An 18929-nucleotide genomic window follows, 5' to 3' on the forward strand; every position below is an offset into this window, starting at 1 on the left:
GGTATGAGGTATTTCCCGAGAAATTGAGCTTGGTTCACTTACTCAGATTTGGGTATCTCGGCTGGTCAAAATATAAATGATCGCCCAAGCAACTACCAGCAATTTGCTGTCAATTTGCTAGTCAACATGGCAACAGATGAGAATCGCCATTGAAATGATGAGCACAACCCTGTTTAAACACTGTTTAAATTTCTCTGTATTGCGTTATTTTTAAATTTACTCACCATCATGCAAGTTTTAATAAATAACGCCTTAAAATGGCTTACAGTGCGTTAGCCAAGCAAATGATTTGCCAGTAGATCTAATATTTCATCTTCCCCTTGCTCGCCTAAACCCAAATATGGGCGTGCGGGGATTGCTGCAGGCCCTGGTGCCATATCGCTGGTCCCTCCGAGTTGGTGTATTGCCGCATACTCTTTATTACTTCCTATTTGTGCCCAGGTAGAACCGCTGTCTGTGGTAATGCTCGATGCCAACCCACCTTGGCTCATTTGCAGTATCTGCCCAAGTGCGCGAGCAGGGTTTTGCTTCACATAGTTATCTGAGAGTGCTTGCCATGCTTGCCCTGTTTCTGGGTCTTGTTCATTGGCGAAGGCATCTTCTGACTCACCTGAAAGCACTTGGGCAACGGCGGCCATTGGTGTCGACAAGTCGACTCCTGCTCTTGCCAGCTGCTGCAGACGCGCAAACGCGTTGCCTTTTAAACTGATACTAAACGTTGACAATAGCTTCACCCTTTTCAATAATCGGTTGTAGAAATTTTATGCGGTAGTGTTTCCAATCGGTAACGGTTAAGGCACGTTTACGTGCGTTATTATGCAGGTTCGACTCCTGCCCTACCGCAGCCTTTCTAACTTCCCGTCCCCAACGGCTCCCTGGATGTCGGCCAACTGAACCCTGAAAACGTTGATCACCGTATCTAATCCGTCGGCCTTATTGTCGTTAAACGCCACAACCACCTTAGTGACCTGTTTACCCTCTTCATGCACCAGCATCAGGTTGTTGTGCTTGGTATCCCAATACACTTTTGTGCCAGGGTCATTTATCCAGGTATAAAGCTGGCGGTATTCGCTAAGCGTCAGGGCTTGCCCTTTCGCCTTATGCTTTTGGCTGTGTGCATGCGCCAACGCACGCTCTGAGATAACCAATACCCGAGCCGCATCAATACCTTTATCGAGTAATGCCAAATGAATTGCGTCATCTAAAAAGCTTAATACTGTTTTATGCATAGGCCGTGGACCATTAGCTCTGAGTGCAACGTTATCACCCACACGCTTTGCTGCTTGATAACGCTCCACTCTTTCTATGGAACTCACCAACCAATTGCTTGCAGCTAGCTCACGCAGTCCCGATTGGTTTAAAGCTTGTATTGCTTGATAGCGGATAGACGCAGGCACCCGCCCTAACTTTTGAGCAACGGAGATATCCGTGCCAAAGGTACTTGCTCCTGGTGAATACGCCCAGCCAATGTCGGGGGTCATTACTGTATCTTTATCGACCCTGATACGCGCATGATCAACGGCCATCACTTCACCTGTGGACTTTCGAACAGTCTCTGCAGTAAAGCGCTCAATCATACCGTCGCCGCTTTCGACTTTCAGTCCACGGGCTTTCACCTGTCTTGCTGTCAGCGTTCGAACACGACAACGGCACCCCCAGCCATTTGGCGGAAATATCACTTGCCAAATTGGGTCGTCATAACGAAACACCTTGCCATGTAAGGCGCGATGCTCAGGGCGCGTTTGCGTGTCTCGTATGGCGATGTATTGCCAATAGGGGTGCGTGTTGGCGCTGGCAAGCATCCCTCTGTAGCGACCTGACATGTACGCTGTTTGCAGGTTCACGCGATAAATATTGTTTAGCCGATGTGGACTACCGAGCTGGACCTCGACGCCATCACGCTCTTCTTTTCCCCACCAACCCAATGCTTTTAGTTTCGGGGTTAAACGCTCTCGAAACTGTTTAGCGCTGAGCCCTTCTGTGAGCGCGGCATCCAGTTCGGCTCTTATTGCCTTGAGGATATCAAGGCTTGCTGCACGCGCTACTGTGAATGCCTTTGCGTGAACGCTCTGCCACACCTCTTGCCAATCATCTGAGATGCGATACCCCTTGGCACGAAAGTAAGCCACCGCATCCGCTGGCGGCAACCCAAACACTACACTTAAATCAACCGCTTTAGGCATCAGCTTCACCAAGTAACTCAGCCGCAAACATTAACCGTGATAGATACTCGGTCAGCTGCTCATGTGACAGTGTTGGGTATAACGCTTCTAGCGTCACCTGCGCCAACTCTGGCCCCTGTGCTAAGTCTTCAAATAACGGGGCAAGCATCGCTTCATACTCAGGTGATTGCTCACCCGTAGCAATCGCATCTAGTGCTTTGTCTAACTCATCTTGGGTATCGACAGAGGGATTACTCTTCAAAGCTGCCAACGCTTTCAATGCTGTAGGTGCGTCTTGTTGTGGCTGCACTTCAGGTGTTGAGAGGGATAGCACCGCTTCACCGTCTTTGGCTTCGGGTATTTGTGTTTTATCGTGCAGCCATGACATCGGGATTTTGGTGCCCAGTTCAACTAAGGTGCGCAGTCCTGGTGCTAACTGACTGATGTCTTCCGCCTGACTTAAATCAAAACTAAAGCGCGGTATACGACGCGGTCCGCTGTAACTGCGACTATTTAGTGCATGCAACGGATAAATGACATCGCGTGTAATAGTGTTAGCAACTTGGTGTAAGTCGGACTCAACAAGGTCGTCCATAACATCAAGGTGCACATTACCCAGCGCATTGGTGCTGGTTTTGCCATCTGCCTGGCTTGTTAAGGTGGCACCAAGCACCGCTTTAGACTGTGTTAATTCGCACCAACGGATCATCGCTTCAAATGGCGAGCTTTGACCGTCTGCAGCATTGTGGAAGTCAATGTCCATACCTTTTGGAATAACACCGCCTGCGTTGTGGCCAATTGAAAGAACGGCGCGAAGCAACGTCGTCTTTTCTTCTTCACTAGCGCCACTTGGGTACTTACCTAAACGCAGCGGCAAGCCATATATTTCTAAAAACTCTGCCAGATCACGAATGCTGTAATTCTTGAACAAATACGGCCATGCCAACACAGAAGTGAGCCCAGCGCGATGGATATACCCAGATTTTGATTTGTGTACATGCTTCACCCAGCCAAATGGGTTTAGCGCCTCACCTTCTACCGTTCCATTGACTAGACGCAGCTCGTTGTAGTCTTCTGGATGGGTGGTAAATAGTTTCTGATCACGATACTGGTAGCCAACAATGTCATGACGATTTTCGAAGTAGTCCCAATTCAGCTCACAGGCACTGAAGCCTTTTAGAATACCGTCGCTCAAATCAAAGATGAGATCCGTTAACCAAGTGGCGTCTTGCAACTGCTCTTTGAGCTGCTCTGCGTCTTTTTCTTCTTGCTTGCTCGCGTTACGCGGTGGCTCTATGGTCCAATCGAACTTTAACCAGGCACGTCGACGCTTTGATAGCTCACTAAATAAATGGCCGTCTTTATCTTCCATATCCTTGGCTAAATCAGCTTGGGCGGACAAATCTCCCCCTTCAGCTGCTTTGAGCACCTGTGTTAGTTTGGCTGGCGTTAAGCCTTCACTGGGGTGCTCAAACTGCTTTAATAGCGAACCAACTTGGCTATTGTCTACGACTTGGCTTTGAGCAAGCACTTTGCTCGAAATCGGTTGCCCATAAATATCTACTAACTGGCTCATCGTTACCACCCACCGGCATTTTCAAACATGCCGCCTCTGTAATCATTGTCTTTGTTTGCAGTGTTCTTGCCTGGAAGCGCTGTGTACTCGATAGCACTGCCGTCCATCTCTACTGCTCGCACCAACATGGCGATTGAGACCGCACTGTCACCATGGCGCTTCTCACCATCACTGCCCTTGTTTTTACCTTTGTCTACTTGAGGAATACCGTTTTCAATTTTGATGTGGCCAAGGTCATCAAGTACATCCTGATCTTTTGGCAATTTGATGTTGTTTGTCTCAAAGTAATCCTTAAGTTTCGGCATCCATTCCCGATACCACGCTTGTGATAAATGGATACAATCAACAAGCTCTGTGCCAAACTTTAGTGATGCGGCTTCAGCCAAATATCCGCCGTTACCCGTTGCATCAAAGGCCATGCCTCTGAGCCTTGGCAATCGCGTGGCGATATACAGCATGATTTGCTTTTGCTGCTCGTAGGTCACATTGCGCAGTTCGACCATAAATGGCGCGGTGAGCGATGTGTCCTGATTCACCTCACCAATGGTGAACACGGTTAAGTCACCGCTTCGCGCGAAGTCCTCACCAAAGGCATGGCTTAGATCAGGATTTAACTTACTCAGTAACGGGTCTAAATTCTGTTCGCACCAGGTGTTAACTTCACTGACTCGCTGCTCTTCTGTCCAGCTTTCAAAGTCATCAGGTGCTTTGTAGCGCACCACAACACAGTCATCACTTTGCGCACGTTCGCGTAGCCGACGACTTAAGTATTGGCCCGCACCTTGGCTTGGTACGCAGTAGAGTTCTTCATTTGCCGCGTCTTTAGTTGGGTAAAACGCCACTTGCGCAGCGAGCCATTCGTCTTCTTTGTCCTGGCTCCATTGCTGGCCACTGACCAAACAAATGCGCTTATACAAGCCATGTTCGAGTGCTTTATCTATGGGGATATGATGAACGGAATAGTTTTTATCCCCCCTTCTTGCAGCGGTTATTAGGGTGTTAAACAGGTTATCTACACCATTATGAGTCGAGATAATACGTACTTTTCCGCCCCACATCGTCAGTGCCATGGCGGCTTTAAGCACTTCGTCTAAACGGTCATGGAATGCGGCTTCATCAATCACAACGTTGCCCTGACGACCACGTAAATTACGCGGGTTAGAGCTCAGTGCGACTATCTTCTTACCGGACTTTGGAAACTTTATCTCAAAGGTGTTGATGCTCTTTTTGGTGCCGTCTTCGTCTTCATCCTCGAATACACCTTCTTCTATCTCGCTCATGACCATATTGAGCTTTTGTGCCCAGAACGCGCAGGCATCAATAAACTCCTTGGCCATTTCTTTATCAGAGCCGAGGTAGTAAGTATTTTGGGCATTGGTGGTTGCCACCGCGCTCATGACATCATCAAGCGCTTCAGCGAAGGTTAAACCTGTACGGCGTGACTTTTCGGCGATTTTTACCACCGACTTATCTTCTATCCAGTCGCGCTGATACTTAAACAGGATTTCAGTACCAAGGGCGACAGCTAAACTCCCCGTGATTTTATTAAGCGGTTGCTCACCTGTTTGCAAAACATGATCACCCATGCTGCAGCCCCAGAATATCGCGCTTAAAGAAAGCCAACATTTCTTCTTGGGACTGTGGCAGGTTCTCGTTTTTCACCTGCTCGTCCAAGTCGGCTGCTAGTTTTTCTGCGTAAGCTTTTTCAATTTCCTGCTGGCGCTTGTGCGCAGCCATGGCCGTAGACTCTAGGCGCTGTGCGGCCAGCATGGCGTCCTTTATCATGCCAATATCAACATCGTTTTCATCATCAGGATTTAGCAACTGGTGCTGCATGGCCTTGAATAGTTGCGAGCGGCCCATCTCTAGAATGAGCTTGGTGGTGTCGCCTGTTGGCTTGTCTCCTAACTCAGCGGTCAGTGCCTTTGTTGATTCGCGTAACTCACGCAGCTTCTGGCCGATGGCTTCTGTTTTTTGTGCATGACGAGACAAGCCGCTGCGACTAATCGTCGCCTCTTCGTCGAGCCCGGCATCGAGTATCAAACGGTTTATTTCATCTAAGATATCCGCTTGAGAATGCCGCTTATCACGCAGCATCGCGTGTAACTTTTGCTTGATACACTCCGGCAACTGGTCAATCTTACTGGACTTGCCTCGGTTCACTTTGTCCATGTTACCCCCGAGGTGCTGGGCGTTTTATGCCTGGCACAATACTTCGCCCCTCTGCCACATCAATACCTGCGTGCGTCACTTTTACCACCCATGTATTTTCAGACAAACGTTCAATGATTACGTAACCGTTTTGCTCCAACCAATTGAGTTGAGTTTTAAGTTGATCACGACTGCAACCAAGTCCATAGCTTTGCAGAACGTCTGCCAGCATACTGGTGTTGGCACCGTAATCAGGTGATTCTTTAAGCGATATTAAGATGCTGATACGTTGGTGTTCAGCCATTACTTTATTCAGTGCCACTGCGAGTTCCCCTTAGCTCATTTTCCATCAGTAAATCGGTTACACGTTGCAAGTTACCTAGTTGCGGTGACAGTGCATCAATTTTGCCACCCACTTCGATTAAACGCTTGTCTAACTCATGAATGTCATCTGCACTTGGCAAATCTGCAACCGTCGTTTCAACGGTGTTTAACCGCTGTGTAAGGCCGTCGTAATGCTCTCGTTGCTCTTGTCTGTAAAGCTCGTGCTCTTTTTTGCTGACAAACGTTGAGCGCAGCCACGCAATAGCACCACAGCCTACGATTAAAAATCCTGCAGCAAGTAACTGCTTCCACCACTCCAAAATAAAATCCATGTTTAGCGCCTATAGTGTTTTTGTTTTTCTTCTATTAGCAGTTGGCAATCTGCACAAGTACTGCAATTGCGTATTGCCTCGCGTCTTCGTCGTGGGATTGACTCACCACACTCTTGGCAATGTTCAAACTCAGCACCTGGTGCGTTGTATCTCGCACTTTGCTGCGCGAGGGCCGCCTCACGTAAGAGTTCATCGGTGCATTGGGCACGGTCAAACTTGTCCATCGCCAGCTCCTTTGGTTTTAAGTTTATCGAGCACTTGGCCCACGCCTGGTATAGCCTTTTCAACCGAGCGGCCGACCACATAACCACCAAGGCCAAGTTTGAGCAGCTCCCACGCTTGCTCAGACAAGCGAAACTCCAACAACCCAAACGAGTCGCAGATGATGAGAAATAGAAATGTCAGCATGGTGAGAGGACGCCAGCTACGCTGGAGCCAGCTGTGCCCTTGCGACTCAGCGGTAATAATACTGGCTTGCTGTTTTACAACCACGCTTTTGAGCTCCAGCACTTGGCGCTGCAGGCCAATTACTTCGGTGTTTATTACACTCTCAATTTTTGCGAGTTCGTTGGTTGCAAGCAGCTTTTCTTCATCAGAGGTAAAGAGGTCATCAATTAGATTGGCGACAGGCTCAACTACGTTTATCCAAGGGCTAGCCATTGCGATGCTCCTTGATGTTCAAAGCTCTTAGAGGTGCTCTTCTGCCGTGATTCAATCTGTCTAAGCGCACACGAATGTCTACCTCTGAAACCGACTGCCAACCTTTAGAGAACTGACTTTGCATCGTGCCATCGTGGCTGTGCAGGGGGATATCATCAGGGTTGAACGGATGCTGGTTCATGCGCGCAGCTAACTCATTCTCAATGCGCGTGGTGCGGCCCTTGTCATACGACCATTGCCAATTATCAGCCATGATGCACCTCCGCAAAGGCCAGCTCGGTAATGTGTTCAAGGCGGTTGTACCACCCTTCAAGATTGGGGTTTTGGCTTGGATCATTGACGCAAATACGGGCATATTTTCTGGCTCGGCCAATGCTAAGACGCGCAAGGATGGTGGCAACTTCGAAGTGGTACAGCTCTTTCAGCGTGTTTGGGCCGATGATGCCATCAGCACTGACGCCTATTTTGCGCTGCAACAACTTAGCGCTGGAGCCAACACCGTGCTGAACTGCCGCATCAAACAGCATGAGGTTAACCCCATCTGGTAGCTCTTCACCGTGAATGGGTCGCCAGTAGTGGCGATGATAAAGGCGTACCGCCTGTTCAAGCGTGAGACTCGCAATATCTACGCTTGGGAATGCCCGTTGACTGATACCGAACTTAGTAAGTCCGCCACGGTCACTGGCTTTGTCATTGATGCCGCCATCATCACGCAAGCCACCTTCAAGGTGCAAAATTTGCAGCATGCATTGTGAGAATGCCAATGAGTAAGGCGCGAGTGCGGCCTGTACGTCTGGGGATGTTTTAAAAACTGATTGCATATCGAAAAACCATGATGTTTTTCGATATTTTGGCTAGGTGCGGTTGACTATTGGTGGTGCGGGGTTTCGGGAATGTCAGTGGGTGCGATGTTTACGTTAAGCTGCTTAAAGTAAGCACCGCTATTTACCACCTTTTCCTTTTTCATTTTTGGTCGTTTGTTGAGTTTCAGATATTTTTTTCATTTCTGTAAACAGCTTACTAGCAGTGCCATTTAAGAACCAGCCACCGACAGCCAACCCACCTGCGATCACTCCGCCTATGACGTATGCTTTGAGTTTAAACTTATCAAACTCAGTTTTGTGTGCGTCTACTTTGGATGTTATGGAGTCATTCTTGTCGTCTAGTTTTTGAGACAGGGTTGATACCTCGTTACTAACAGAGGTAGTTACTTTATCCACACCACTATCTAAACGGTCAGCAATTTTCTCCATTTTGGTTTCTAATGCTGAATCAATTTTTTCAACAAGCTGTTCTAACTTACTAAATGATTGGCTTTGGTGCTCCAAATGAGCCTCAGCACGGGCCAGTTTTTCACCTAGTTCTTTTTGGCTTTTTAGAACCCATTGAAGGTGTGTGTGTTCAGAAGCACCACCACTCGCCTTGCTCTGCTCCGCTGTGGGAGTTGAATATGGTTGTTGATCCATCAATCTACCCTCTTATTCAGCCATTCCCATACGTCACTCGTTTGAAATCCAAAATAAGCATCTACAGGCATAAACATTGAGGCCGATGGCTCATGCTTCTCACCTTTAGGGTCACCAAAAAACTTTTTATACACTCCCTGAGGGGTAATTTTCTCTTCCTCGTACACCAACCACGCTAATTCGCCAATTTCGATATAATTATCAGGAGCATAAAGTCTTTCGATAATTATTTTTAGACCAGAACTATCTCTTTCGTTTCTTCCAATTACAGAAAACACAGCCATTATGGAACTCCATCAAAATTAGACACAAAAAAAGCCCACCACCTCTTGTAGTAAGCATACTTCTTCTTTGCTTTAAAGTGCGCTGTAACACGTATATAAGTGCGTTGAATAGCTTTATCAAGTACGCAAATTAACACGTTTTGTGTTACTTAATAACGGTAATCTTAATTGGTGTTAGGAATGAATACAACGTTTTTAGTTAAGCGAAGTGTAACCGAAACACGATTAAAACCGCATTTACCAGCTGTTTAAACGCTATTTTTGCTTAACTAAAATTAATAAAGGCCGCATTGCGGCCTAAAACTTAATTGTGTTGTTGTGTTTGAATAGAGTGCTGCAATCGGTTGGCTACGTTCTTTAGCACCGTTGCTAAATCGGCAGGGTCGAAGTACAGCTCTGTGCCACTGGGCACGCTGGACAAATCAGCGAGCAACGACAAGGTCGCGTGAATTTCTTGCAGCTCATCTAAAGCGCGTGTGGAGTTGCACATATTAACGCCCTCCATTGGCTATAATCACATTGCGCACCGCACTACGTGAGCGTCCCACTTCTTTAGCAATAGCGGTGTAACCCAACCCCTTTGCGGCCAGATTTAGAATTTTACTGTGCTCAACCTGATTGAGCGGAATATTCGGGGCGCGCGTCGTTAGCTTGCGCGTGTGCAGCGCCACGGTTTGTTCTAGCAATTCAATGTACTTTTGTTGCAGCTCATTATAGCCCTGCTCATGGGCCAAGCTCTCCTGCAACAACGCATGATAGACCTGTTTATCAACCCTGATGCTCTCTTGCTCAGGTTGCTTTAAGCGTTTGGTGTCGAGAAACACTTGGTTAACCTGCAATTGAAATGCGGGGCTGATCCAGCCCGCGTAACTAATGGCCAGCAGCTGGTGCGCAAATGTGCCTTGTACTGAACCACCGCGAACTTTGTGTAAAAGTTCACCGTTGCTCAGATCTGAGCAACGCTCCCCAAGCTCTTTTATAAGCTCAGAGGTGCTATCCAGTCTAAGCCAATTGCCTGGTCGCTTTTGGGCACCGACACCACTGGCTTTATGCAAAGCATTAAGGTTAATACGCTGCTGTTCATCAAACGGTATGGGGGTGTTGGCGATGGTAATGGTCGCTAAAGGGTGTGCATTAGGCATAAATGCCTCCTATATGTTTTTCTGAAAATAATGGGTGTCAGGAGGTTCAGAACGGCCATATAGAGCCGCGGACTTATTTCCCCGAAGGGTGTTGTATTCGTCGCCCTCCCGACATAGACGTGAGATCTATGCTGGGGTTAATGCGCATTACTGCTGGCGCAACAGGCATAAAAAAGCCAACACTGTCGGGGTTGGTAATATCCGCTATATGTGAGGTTCTGACGCCTCTGACAGCGATAACTCTATGCCTGCTTGGGGTTTATGTCAATTTTATTTTGTATGCACTGATGAAAACTGCGCCCAATCCAGTTCTTTAATTTGCTCAACCGTGGCCGCCACTTGGTTCAGGCGCTTGAGCGCTCGGTTCAGGTTTTGCTGCGGTACTTGGTTTAAGGCGGACGCCGCTTCCTGACTCATGCCTTTGCAAAGGTGGTCAATTAGCGCTTGCCTGATTGCAGCGCTGTCTAGGCGGGTAAGCGCAAACAATAGCGCTACCCTTTCTTGGCTTTCACCACCTTGAATTAATGCGTACATAAAACATCACTTATCTGATTTGGGTTTAGGCTCGGGCTTAGGCTTCGTAAGCGCAAACCAATTGTGCGCACGGCGCTTAACGGTTCTTTTCATTGTCTTCACCCCCGCTCACTAATGCGAAATACTTAACAACCAAAAACCGACCTAACTGACGCGCGATACGGCGCAAATAAGGCAACACCAGCAAGATGGCCAGCATCAATGCCAACTGCAAAACAGCTTCTTGTTCACTCATTAGAACAAACTCCTTTGTCTACGTGCTTTTTCCGCACTGCGTTGCTGTTGGATAATCTCCAGCACGCGGCGCTCAGTTAATGCAAATTTCACTGCCAACGACTCGATGTTGTTGCCTTTGAACTCAGACCAAATCTGTATGTCACGCAGCGCTGCTTTTAAGCGCTGGTCGGTAGGCAGGTAAATATCACGCCCGCCGAAATAGTGACTAAGCGCAAACGTTAAGCCCTCGGCTACTTTGTCTGCGTCAGCAATGTTTTTCTTTTCAAGCTCGCGCTGAAGCAGCATCACTAAACTTTGTAAGGTGCTGGGCCAACGCTTGCGTACATCGTCTAGTTCTTGGCCTTCGAGGTTGGCCAAGCATGCTTGCAGTTGTTCAACTTCACTACCAAACAAGTCACTTTGGCTTTCCTCTGGATGGTTCGTCTTTGGCTGGCTCATGACTCTTCACCTTTAAAATGTGGTTTAAAGTTATTGCTGTAGCGTTTCATCTGTTCTTCAAACGCTTTCTTGTTCTGCTCGTTAGTTAGCTCGACACCCTGAGTCTTTACTTCAATGCTATTGCTTCGCTGCTCTTGAGTCGGGGCTGTGCATTGCTCAAGTGCACTACTGAGCACTTGCTTCAAATAGTTATGATTTGCGAGCGGTTTAACATCTTGATTGTTTAACCGCTTATTCATAATGGATTGCACTGTTTGGTCCATTGCCATTGCGAGCGCTTGGTGATTTTGTGTAAGCGCTAGCACCTCTTGGGCTAACTTGACGGCGCGGCTGTTACTTAGGTCTTGCTTCGCTGGACGGAACAACCCCAAGTAGCTCACCATAGCTCGCCCGGTGTGTTTGCCCATTCCTGCAACGATAGCCAGCAGCTCTTTACCTGCATCATCCTGGACCATTTGATCCAATGTGATGTGGCTCTTACATATGGGGCAACGACTTAGCTTCATTAATGCTGTACTCATAGATTTCGCGAAGCTGCTCATATCCGTATTCAGGCAGCAGGCTCATTGAAATTCTGGTGGCGACTATCCGTTGCGTCGCGTCGTCAAAGGTTTGCACATACACATCGAGCTCATTAAGCATGAGATGCTCAATCATTTCACGCGTGTGCCACTTCTTAAGTGCTTCAAGCACTGGGACCGCTTGTTTGTAAGTCAAAAACTGAGTATGAAAACTCACGTTTTCACCCACTTTGCGGCGGTTAAGCATGCGATTAACGAATGCATCCAGTGCAGTCTCAGAGCCATCACGCACAAACCCTTGCTTGTGCATGGTGATCCAAATGGCGCGAATCTTATTAATTTCGCCCAATTGTCTTGCGCTGGACTTAGGACTCATACGCTTTTTAGACCCGTTTGAACGGCATTTAAACCCGCTTTTTTTAAAGTGTTCCAACACCGCCGTGAGCTCTTTTACCCCTAACTCCTTGCATGACGTTTTGCCTGTGACGCCGCGCAGTGCTGAGCGATAGGTGTCATCATCCAAAGCAAGTTGAGACTTAGCGATATGGATAAGCTGAATTAGCTTTGCTTTGTTCATTTCTCATCCTTATTTGTTTCTTTTTTGCAAAACCCGTTCTCGCCAGGCTTTGGAAAAAAGCCGCATCCATGCAGCTTGCAAGGTCAAACGTTAGCGCTAGTTCTAACGTTTACTTGAAGACATTTCGACGCCGTTGATTTTCATCAATTGGCTTTGAACACTCATCGTTAACCCCTGAAACTCGTACTGAAGGAGTACAGGCTCTTTGGCTTTTACTATCTCGTTTAATAACTCAACGGCAGATGTTCTTGGTGTTACGCGAATTTGCTTTTCCATGGTGAACTCCTAGAGCTTGGCGATATCGAGGGAGATGGCTTTCTCTTGCTCGCCATCTTTGGTGTAAAAGCGAATGAAGCGGCGAGAGTCAATCACCTCTATGGCATCCGCGATAATGTCCATTGCCTGTTGCCACTTGCCGCTTTCATCATTGATGGTGAGACGACGCAAGCCCAGAACACGCTGTACGCTAATTTTGCCTTTCTTATCTGTTGCAAATGTTTGCTCAATAACAGCCTTGAGGTTTTCATTGGCCCCGGCACTCCACTCATTAAGGCACTGGTCAATTAGCGCTTTTGCGGCAACCAATTCAGGGCCCAGCTCAATGGATTCTTGAACCTGCATCACAACCTTATGCTTGTGGTCAAAGCTGCGTAGCGTCACATTGCCTTTTTTACCACCGAGTTCTACGCCATATTCGTCACTTAATAACGACACGAAGGCGTCAAACTCAGCCATTTGCTGGCGCTTAAATTGTGCCAGTGCTTCTTTTTGCTGCAACGCCAGTTCAATTGCCTTACATGCAAACTCATGACGCACCACATCTGCAGGGCGAATGTTTTTCACAGGCACTTGAGCACCGCGATGATCAGTTAAAAATTCAGCTTGCATTTGCTTCTCCTTCAATAAATAAAATCAGTTGCCCGAACAGCGTCGCGCTGCGTACACTGCGCGTTTGGCCACCCCGCTTTTCTGTGATAACAGGCAGGTTATTTGGCGCTTTGCCACAGACTTCAAAAACGTGACGTTTGTTGCCTTTGCGCATCGATAGAACCTGCAATCCTCGACGCTCTAGCTCTGAAATAATGGGTTGTATCTTCATCGTTTTATTTCCCAATTCTTGAATGTGGGCAATCACCACGACACGCCTTGTACAGCTGCACTCGAATGTGGTTGGTTGCCGCGAACTTGCGACTTTGGTGGTCAAGGCACACGTTGATAGGAATGTCGCCAATAATCGGGCAACACACTTCTTTGGCCATAAAGGCACCATTAACTTTTTGCTCAATGGTCTGGGTACTGGCGTTGTATTTCCCCTTCAGTACCTGGCTAACAGTAGCCTTAGACATATTTAATTTCTGAGCCACTCTGCTTAAGCCATGTGTGTCCACTTCCTGTTGGAGTACCTCCAACCAATTAGAGCTGCTCATGAACTTCTCCTACATTGACTCGCTGCATTACCGATGCCTTCTGCTCTACCTGCTTAAATGGCTGCAATTCCTTTTTATTCACATCAAATACGCCATCTGCTTTAGGTATGGGACGCGTTGGCCCCGTATCTTTTAGCAAGCGATAAACCGTTGTTTCACCCGCACGCTCAATAACATTGCCAGTACGCGGAGCTTGTTTAACAACAAACAAGTACCCTGCTTTTTTTAATTGTGAGATATAGGACTGCGCTGACTTAGCTGACACCTCCGCTGTCGTTGCCACTTGTGCAGCATCAAAATCTCTTAAAATTCGCATCGACTGCCACATTTTTTGCCTTCCCGAAATTGGTGTTACAGCTTTAGATTTTGCTTTATCAAACGGCCTTGCTTTAGGTTTCAGGACAGTGAAAAAATCTTCGTCATAGTCCTTTGTTCGATTGATAATGCCTTTCCCTTCTAGACGCTTAGCGAACGCCTTTAAACTTTCCATGTTCGTATGCTGTAGCGCCGCGTTGACCTGGCTTAAGCGAAACGTTTTAAGAACCGTCATGGCCTCCCAAGCTTCTTGTAAATGTTTACGGCTCACAGCAACCTCTTACGCTTTCTTTAAGAACAAGTCTTTGTTGCCCCATTGCATGAGGTCGATACTGTCTAAATCATTGGCCTTAGCCATGGCCTCAATCTTTGATAGGCCCGTGATGATGCGACGAACTTCCCCATCTGTTTCTGCTAACAAAAACTGCAGCAAGTCGTCTTGGATTTTAATTTCGGGCTCAACAACGGCTGCTACCAAGGTTTGTAGATCGTCAAATGTCGCGGGTTTGAACTCTAACCACTCAGAAATGCGGTTATAGAACTGTTTGTGGCGCTGCAGCTTGCGACGCACTGACTCCATACCAATAAGGATCACAGGGCTGGCTGTTAAGTCGTGAATATCGCGAACACTCTCAAGTGTGCTTTTGTCATTTAAGAGATAATCGGCTTCATCGATAAACAATGGGCGGCTTTCAAGCGCCATACGTTCAACGATGTACCCAAGCATGAGTTCTTTGCTGTGGTATTCAGGGCCACTCAATTCTTTCACGATTTGGCGCAGCAATTGCGCTAAGCTCATACCTGATGTGGCGCGGATATAGATACCGTTACAACGGTTGACCACGAAGGCTGTAGCGGTAGTTTTCCCCAAGCCTGGATCGCCATAGATTAGGCCAATTCCTGGTACGCCATATGCGCGGCCAGACAGGCTTTCAACCATCATTTGAGTTTCTACTACGTTGTTAACAATTGCGATTTGTGTTTTCATGACTTATAGTCTCCTAGGTTTATTGGGGGATTTGGCGGTGTTGTGATTGGCTCGCCATATCCCTGTCTTCTATCAATGAATCGAAACGCGATGACATCGCACGGTTTTGTTGTTCCCACGTATTCAGCCAAGTCGCCTCTTTCTCTGTCAGCTCACGCTCCAAACGTTGTTGCTTTAAATACATGGCTTTATCATTTGTGTTTCTGAAGATTGGGGTTGGGTTGACAGCCGCAACTTCTGCTTCTTGCTGCATTTGTTGGCGGCGTTTTTCTATTTCGCTCAGTCGCTCACTATCCAATACAGGGCGCTCACTATCGAGTGCAGCTAACGCTGATTGCATCATCGTGTTAGTGTGTTCTACCTGCTGTTTTGGTAACGATGTCAGAGATTGATTTTGCTTTTGGTAATGATCGAGTACTTCATTCGCAATGTCTGAAACATTGACCGACTTAGCCGTTTTCTTGGCTTCTTTAAGCTTTTTAGCTGTGACTGCCTTTTGGTTCTTCTTAGCAAGTTCAGCTATTTCCTGTCGCGTCAGCCCTGCTGATTCAATTTCGGGGTCAACTGCGATACAGACAAACTCTTTGTTGATGCGATTAAAGACATAAATGCGGCCAACATTCTGAGGGTCCCATTTACAAAAGACTTCCTCGCCGATAATTGCACCAAGTTCGGGAGCAATATAAACACCACCACTAACTTTGATACCCTCTTTACCTACGGAACGTAGCCCGCGATTCGATGGCACCGGTTGGAGCATGACATCTAGTAATCGTTCATCATTAATGACTCGAATCTGGTCGCGACTTGCTGCGTAAACATCATGCGGAGTTTTGCCATTTAAATTGCTGTGGGGGCGATGCATATAGCGGTTTTCAATCCAGCTATCAATAAAGCTTTGCAATTGCTCAGCCGATAAATTCACTTCAATCGGTTCTTGGGCGCTGCCTGACTTTTGTCTCTTAGCCAAACGTTCTGCAAACGTCTTTCTTGCCTCAATAGCCTGGCGCTCGGACACGTTATGTCCGATATATCCAGTTAGCAATTCAGCAATATCATGGCTGAATGTCTTGAAAAAACGCTCAATATAAGGCTTTTCTTCACCAGAAAACGGGCGTGTAGTTTGGTGTTCAATTTCTAAAGCATCAAACACGCTTTTTATTTGAATTGATGTGTAATCTTTACCGTTATCCGTTCTTGCAACCTCGGGGATCCCCCACTCTAAAATTGACTTACGAATAACAAGGCAAATACCTTCTGAGTTTGAAGTTGGATGCACAACGACCGCTGGACGACGTGTGTACACATCAATAATACCGATTAGTGAGAACCTGCCGTCTGTCAGCATCACATCTGCTGGTGTTGAATCGAACTCCCAAAGTTGGTTAATTCTGGTAATGTTCTCATCCATTTTGCCCATTGCAGACATGAACTTATTTTTCCAGGCATCAGGGTTCGAAATCTTTGTGTACAAAGATTTATTCTCAGCTTTCCAATCATCCAACCAACGACGGGTTGCTGACTCTGAAGGAATAGCCTTTCCTGCCCCAGCAAAACGACTAATTAGGCCGTCCCTTAACTGAGAGGCTTTTACATGGGGATATTCATAGATCATACCTATGCAGAATTTCTGTAGGCATTCATCATTTTTGATGATGGACTTTACTTTTTTCCCTTGGCGACTAACCAGCCCAATAGGGCCGTTCTCTCTGACAATTTTTTCCCAACGAAGCAAGGTAATACGCGACAGGCTTGGTACATAAATTCTTAGCTCTGGTTCTACAGGCAGCCAGCCATTATTATATCCCTCACAAAAGAGGTCATAACCACGCTTCTTGGGCAATCTCCGTTCTTGAATAAACGCTGCTGCTAGCTTAGTTAAGCGAAACTTGGCCTCAGCTTTCTTAGGTAGACTCTCAAGGCCGCCTAAAGCTATTAATTTTTCAGCGTTACGTTGCCGCTGTTCTTGAACGTTTTTCTGGTTTTGAAGCTCGGTTACGGCTAGATACTGACGACCGCTCACTGATTCACTGGAAGTGTCCATCTCAATTTCTTTTTCTTGAACTTGAATACGAACATATTCAGGCAAGTTTGTACCTGCATACTTTCTAGCCACCCCGCCACGCACACGTTCTTCAACATAAGGCCACTCTTCTTCCTTGGCTTTTATTTGCATTGTGCGCTTGCTTACACCGAGTAAATCTGCGAGTTGATGTGCTGTGTAATACTTCATATTCATAGCTCCGGCTTACGCACTGGTCTGCCACGTCTTCGATTTGGCTTACCATCTACACCATAACGCTCAGGCCATATGTTTACGGGGCTCTCACCAATCACTTCAGCTATAATCCTCTCCGCTTTTGGGTACGGACGATGCAAAGCACTTTGCATCGCTCCTGCGCAATAGCCTCTTGATAAAGACAGTTGTCGCAACGACCAACCTTCCTTTTCTATTGCAGCTTTAATATCTGCTTTACTCCAACCAATGCACATAAAAACAATCTCACCTGTGTATATTTTTGTGTTCATGCAATCAAATATAGCAACACAAAAATGGACTTTCAACACGTTTTATGCACACAAAAATAAACTTTCACTTATCTATATGATTTTTAAAGTATTAATTTGGCAGTTGCAGAAGGTACGTTCGGATCGCCCTTTCGCTCTTTTAAGATCGTGCTTTCGCGCTTTCTACATAACTGTTTGAAGAGATTACCTAATGGGTGAGTTAGGATTTATTTTGTATGCACGCAGATTCATGCTTAAATACAAAGAGTAGATTCATCCTAATAAATGTTTTAGATGGGCAAATTTAATCAGTTACTAAAAGAACATCGAGAGCAACAAGGTATGCAAGTCAAAGAACTTGCAGCAGCTACCGACTTACATAGAAACACTGTTTCGAACTATGAAGTCGATAGAGATCAACCTGTTGATTTCCTAATTAACTTTTCATACTTGCTGAACTATCCATTTTTGGATCTGATGAAAGAGCGAGTGTCTTGCGCGAATGCCTTGCCAGAAGCCATTGAGTCAGCGATGGATTCTCTTTTAGGTGCAAATAAAGAATTACCTGGAAACTCATATATGGTTGAAGAAGAATCATATATAGACATCCCTATAGGAACCACAGTCTATTGCGAGAGTATCCTTACAAAAAATATCAAGATTGTAGAAAATAAGGTTTATGGGTTTATAAACCCTATGAACAAGAAGTTTTTTACAGCCAGGCTAAAATCTGGAGATAACTCTTTACATCTAACTTTCAACAATCCAGCTAGAGAAGATCTAACCTTCTATGTAGAAGGTGAAACAGAAAGAGATGTATTTCTACAAGCCCTCGGATTAGTTGGTAGAGTCACTCAGGCCACTATAAATTATTAATTATCATCTTTAGTGGTGTTCTAACTTCTGAATACCACTATCGACATCATTTTTGCGCACTTTGTTATTCGCTCTTAATTTTGGACTCTCTCTCCCCTTCCCCGCGTTTTCTCTCACTTTCTCCCACTTTCTCTTATATATTCTCGGGTTATCATTCTTATTGGTTGGTTACAACAGGCGCAACGCAGCCCCAAATAGAGGCTGTTTTGCGCGCTAAGCAGTCAATTTGAGTGAAAAAGCGCCGAACAGTCTACTTTTTTTATTTTTAGAGTTTTTATTGGTTGACACTTTAGGGCGCGGTCATTAATATTTCGCCCCGTTGAAAGGCAGGCGCTTCCCCCTTAGCTCAGTTGGTTAGAGCGACGGACTGTTAATCCGCAGGTCCCCCGTTCGAGTCGGGGAGGGGGAGCC

29 protein-coding genes and 2 tRNA genes are annotated in these 18929 nt (G+C 46.5%); 3 read left to right on the forward strand and 28 right to left on the reverse strand.

Annotation, left to right across the window (positions count from 1 at the left end; genetic code table 11):
- Positions 1-272 precede the first annotated feature (272 nt).
- Positions 273-725, reverse strand: coding sequence for a phage virion morphogenesis protein (locus EXT46_RS05330; RefSeq protein ID WP_130145703.1), 453 nt, complete (start codon positions 723-725; stop codon positions 273-275).
- Between the two features lie 40 nt (positions 726-765).
- Here EXT46_RS05330 and EXT46_RS18815 point away from each other — a divergent pair.
- Positions 766-844 (forward strand) — tRNA-OTHER (locus EXT46_RS18815).
- Here EXT46_RS18815 and EXT46_RS05335 read toward each other — a convergent pair.
- From EXT46_RS05335 to EXT46_RS05455, 27 genes are all read right to left on the reverse strand, one after another.
- Positions 837-2183 (reverse strand): phage minor head protein, encoded by a 1347-nt coding sequence (locus EXT46_RS05335; RefSeq protein ID WP_130145705.1) that lies wholly within the window; start codon positions 2181-2183, stop codon positions 837-839. The genes EXT46_RS18815 and EXT46_RS05335 overlap by 8 nt on opposite strands.
- The gene (locus EXT46_RS05340) at positions 2176-3738 is read right to left on the reverse strand and encodes a DUF935 domain-containing protein (protein ID WP_130145707.1); all 1563 of its coding nucleotides are present in this window, start codon (positions 3736-3738) and stop codon (positions 2176-2178) included. The genes EXT46_RS05335 and EXT46_RS05340 overlap by 8 nt, the downstream gene beginning before the upstream one ends.
- A 2-nt stretch (positions 3739-3740) precedes the next feature.
- A complete protein-coding gene (locus EXT46_RS05345) occupies positions 3741-5324 on the reverse strand; it encodes a terminase family protein (protein ID WP_130145709.1) in 1584 nt (527 codons plus the stop codon).
- Positions 5317-5910, reverse strand: a complete 594-nt coding sequence (locus tag EXT46_RS05350; RefSeq protein WP_130145711.1) for a DUF3486 family protein — start codon at positions 5908-5910, stop codon at positions 5317-5319. The genes EXT46_RS05345 and EXT46_RS05350 overlap by 8 nt, the downstream gene beginning before the upstream one ends.
- A gap of 1 nt (position 5911) precedes the next feature.
- On the reverse strand, positions 5912-6211 hold the full coding sequence (locus tag EXT46_RS05355) for a hypothetical protein (RefSeq protein WP_130145713.1): 300 nt from the start codon (positions 6209-6211) through the stop codon (positions 5912-5914).
- Positions 6198-6545, reverse strand: coding sequence for a DUF2730 family protein (locus EXT46_RS05360; RefSeq protein WP_130145715.1), 348 nt, complete (start codon positions 6543-6545; stop codon positions 6198-6200). The genes EXT46_RS05355 and EXT46_RS05360 overlap by 14 nt, the downstream gene beginning before the upstream one ends.
- Before the next feature lie 2 nt (positions 6546-6547).
- Positions 6548-6769, reverse strand: a complete 222-nt coding sequence (locus EXT46_RS05365; protein ID WP_130145717.1) for a TraR/DksA C4-type zinc finger protein — start codon at positions 6767-6769, stop codon at positions 6548-6550.
- Positions 6756-7205: a 3TM-type holin gene (locus EXT46_RS05370; RefSeq protein WP_130145719.1), complete on the reverse strand. Its 450-nt coding sequence runs from the start codon at positions 7203-7205 to the stop codon at positions 6756-6758. The genes EXT46_RS05365 and EXT46_RS05370 overlap by 14 nt, the downstream gene beginning before the upstream one ends.
- On the reverse strand, positions 7198-7458 hold the full coding sequence (locus EXT46_RS05375; RefSeq protein WP_130145721.1) for a hypothetical protein: 261 nt from the start codon (positions 7456-7458) through the stop codon (positions 7198-7200). The genes EXT46_RS05370 and EXT46_RS05375 overlap by 8 nt, the downstream gene beginning before the upstream one ends.
- Complete coding sequence (locus EXT46_RS05380) at positions 7451-8026, reverse strand: N-acetylmuramidase (RefSeq protein ID WP_130145723.1); 576 nt, start codon at positions 8024-8026, stop codon at positions 7451-7453. The genes EXT46_RS05375 and EXT46_RS05380 overlap by 8 nt, the downstream gene beginning before the upstream one ends.
- A gap of 120 nt (positions 8027-8146) precedes the next feature.
- Positions 8147-8671 (reverse strand): hypothetical protein, encoded by a 525-nt coding sequence (locus EXT46_RS05385; RefSeq protein WP_130145725.1) that lies wholly within the window; start codon positions 8669-8671, stop codon positions 8147-8149.
- Positions 8671-8955 (reverse strand): hypothetical protein, encoded by a 285-nt coding sequence (locus tag EXT46_RS05390; RefSeq protein WP_130145727.1) that lies wholly within the window; start codon positions 8953-8955, stop codon positions 8671-8673. Before EXT46_RS05390 ends, EXT46_RS05385 begins: the two co-directional genes overlap by 1 nt.
- A 304-nt stretch (positions 8956-9259) precedes the next feature.
- Positions 9260-9445 carry a hypothetical protein gene (locus EXT46_RS05395; RefSeq protein WP_130145729.1) on the reverse strand — a complete coding sequence of 62 codons (186 nt, stop codon included), beginning with the start codon at positions 9443-9445 and terminating at the stop codon, positions 9260-9262.
- A gap of 1 nt (position 9446) precedes the next feature.
- Positions 9447-10097 (reverse strand): KilA-N domain-containing protein, encoded by a 651-nt coding sequence (locus EXT46_RS05400; protein ID WP_130145731.1) that lies wholly within the window; start codon positions 10095-10097, stop codon positions 9447-9449.
- Positions 10098-10367: 270 nt separating this feature from the next.
- Positions 10368-10631, reverse strand: coding sequence for a hypothetical protein (locus EXT46_RS05405; protein WP_130145733.1), 264 nt, complete (start codon positions 10629-10631; stop codon positions 10368-10370).
- 76 nt (positions 10632-10707) lie between these two features.
- Positions 10708-10866: a hypothetical protein gene (locus EXT46_RS18820; protein ID WP_165381059.1), complete on the reverse strand. Its 159-nt coding sequence runs from the start codon at positions 10864-10866 to the stop codon at positions 10708-10710.
- Positions 10866-11306, reverse strand: a complete 441-nt coding sequence (locus EXT46_RS05410) for a Mor transcription activator family protein (protein WP_130145735.1) — start codon at positions 11304-11306, stop codon at positions 10866-10868. Before EXT46_RS05410 ends, EXT46_RS18820 begins: the two co-directional genes overlap by 1 nt.
- Complete coding sequence (locus EXT46_RS05415) at positions 11303-11761, reverse strand: hypothetical protein (protein WP_240701086.1); 459 nt, start codon at positions 11759-11761, stop codon at positions 11303-11305. Before EXT46_RS05415 ends, EXT46_RS05410 begins: the two co-directional genes overlap by 4 nt.
- A 22-nt stretch (positions 11762-11783) precedes the next feature.
- Entirely contained in the window at positions 11784-12404 is a 621-nt protein-coding gene (locus EXT46_RS05420; RefSeq protein ID WP_130145739.1) for a regulatory protein GemA, read from the reverse strand.
- 102 nt (positions 12405-12506) lie between these two features.
- Positions 12507-12680, reverse strand: coding sequence for a hypothetical protein (locus tag EXT46_RS18825; RefSeq protein ID WP_165381060.1), 174 nt, complete (start codon positions 12678-12680; stop codon positions 12507-12509).
- A gap of 9 nt (positions 12681-12689) precedes the next feature.
- Positions 12690-13292, reverse strand: a complete 603-nt coding sequence (locus EXT46_RS05425; protein ID WP_130145741.1) for a DUF3164 family protein — start codon at positions 13290-13292, stop codon at positions 12690-12692.
- Positions 13282-13503 carry a hypothetical protein gene (locus EXT46_RS05430; RefSeq protein WP_130145743.1) on the reverse strand — a complete coding sequence of 74 codons (222 nt, stop codon included), beginning with the start codon at positions 13501-13503 and terminating at the stop codon, positions 13282-13284. Before EXT46_RS05430 ends, EXT46_RS05425 begins: the two co-directional genes overlap by 11 nt.
- 4 nt (positions 13504-13507) lie before the next feature.
- On the reverse strand, positions 13508-13831 hold the full coding sequence (locus EXT46_RS05435) for a helix-turn-helix transcriptional regulator (RefSeq protein ID WP_130145745.1): 324 nt from the start codon (positions 13829-13831) through the stop codon (positions 13508-13510).
- Entirely contained in the window at positions 13818-14417 is a 600-nt protein-coding gene (locus tag EXT46_RS05440) for a hypothetical protein (RefSeq protein ID WP_130145747.1), read from the reverse strand. Before EXT46_RS05440 ends, EXT46_RS05435 begins: the two co-directional genes overlap by 14 nt.
- A 9-nt stretch (positions 14418-14426) precedes the next feature.
- Positions 14427-15134: an ATP-binding protein gene (locus tag EXT46_RS05445; RefSeq protein ID WP_130145749.1), complete on the reverse strand. Its 708-nt coding sequence runs from the start codon at positions 15132-15134 to the stop codon at positions 14427-14429.
- A gap of 19 nt (positions 15135-15153) precedes the next feature.
- On the reverse strand, positions 15154-17367 hold the full coding sequence (locus EXT46_RS05450; protein WP_130145751.1) for a Mu transposase C-terminal domain-containing protein: 2214 nt from the start codon (positions 17365-17367) through the stop codon (positions 15154-15156).
- 2 nt (positions 17368-17369) lie between these two features.
- Positions 17370-17663: a helix-turn-helix transcriptional regulator gene (locus EXT46_RS05455; protein WP_346428459.1), complete on the reverse strand. Its 294-nt coding sequence runs from the start codon at positions 17661-17663 to the stop codon at positions 17370-17372.
- Positions 17664-17936: 273 nt separating this feature from the next.
- Here EXT46_RS05455 and EXT46_RS05460 point away from each other — a divergent pair, with 273 nt between their 5' ends.
- Both EXT46_RS05460 and EXT46_RS05465 read left to right on the forward strand, forming a co-directional pair.
- On the forward strand, positions 17937-18518 hold the full coding sequence (locus EXT46_RS05460; protein ID WP_130145753.1) for a helix-turn-helix transcriptional regulator: 582 nt from the start codon (positions 17937-17939) through the stop codon (positions 18516-18518).
- Between the two features lie 335 nt (positions 18519-18853).
- A tRNA-Asn gene (locus EXT46_RS05465) sits at positions 18854-18927 on the forward strand.
- Positions 18928-18929: the final 2 nt, after the last annotated feature.

This window comes from Pseudoalteromonas sp. CO325X (assembly GCF_004208955.1).
Lineage (GTDB): Bacteria > Pseudomonadota > Gammaproteobacteria > Enterobacterales > Alteromonadaceae > Pseudoalteromonas > Pseudoalteromonas ruthenica.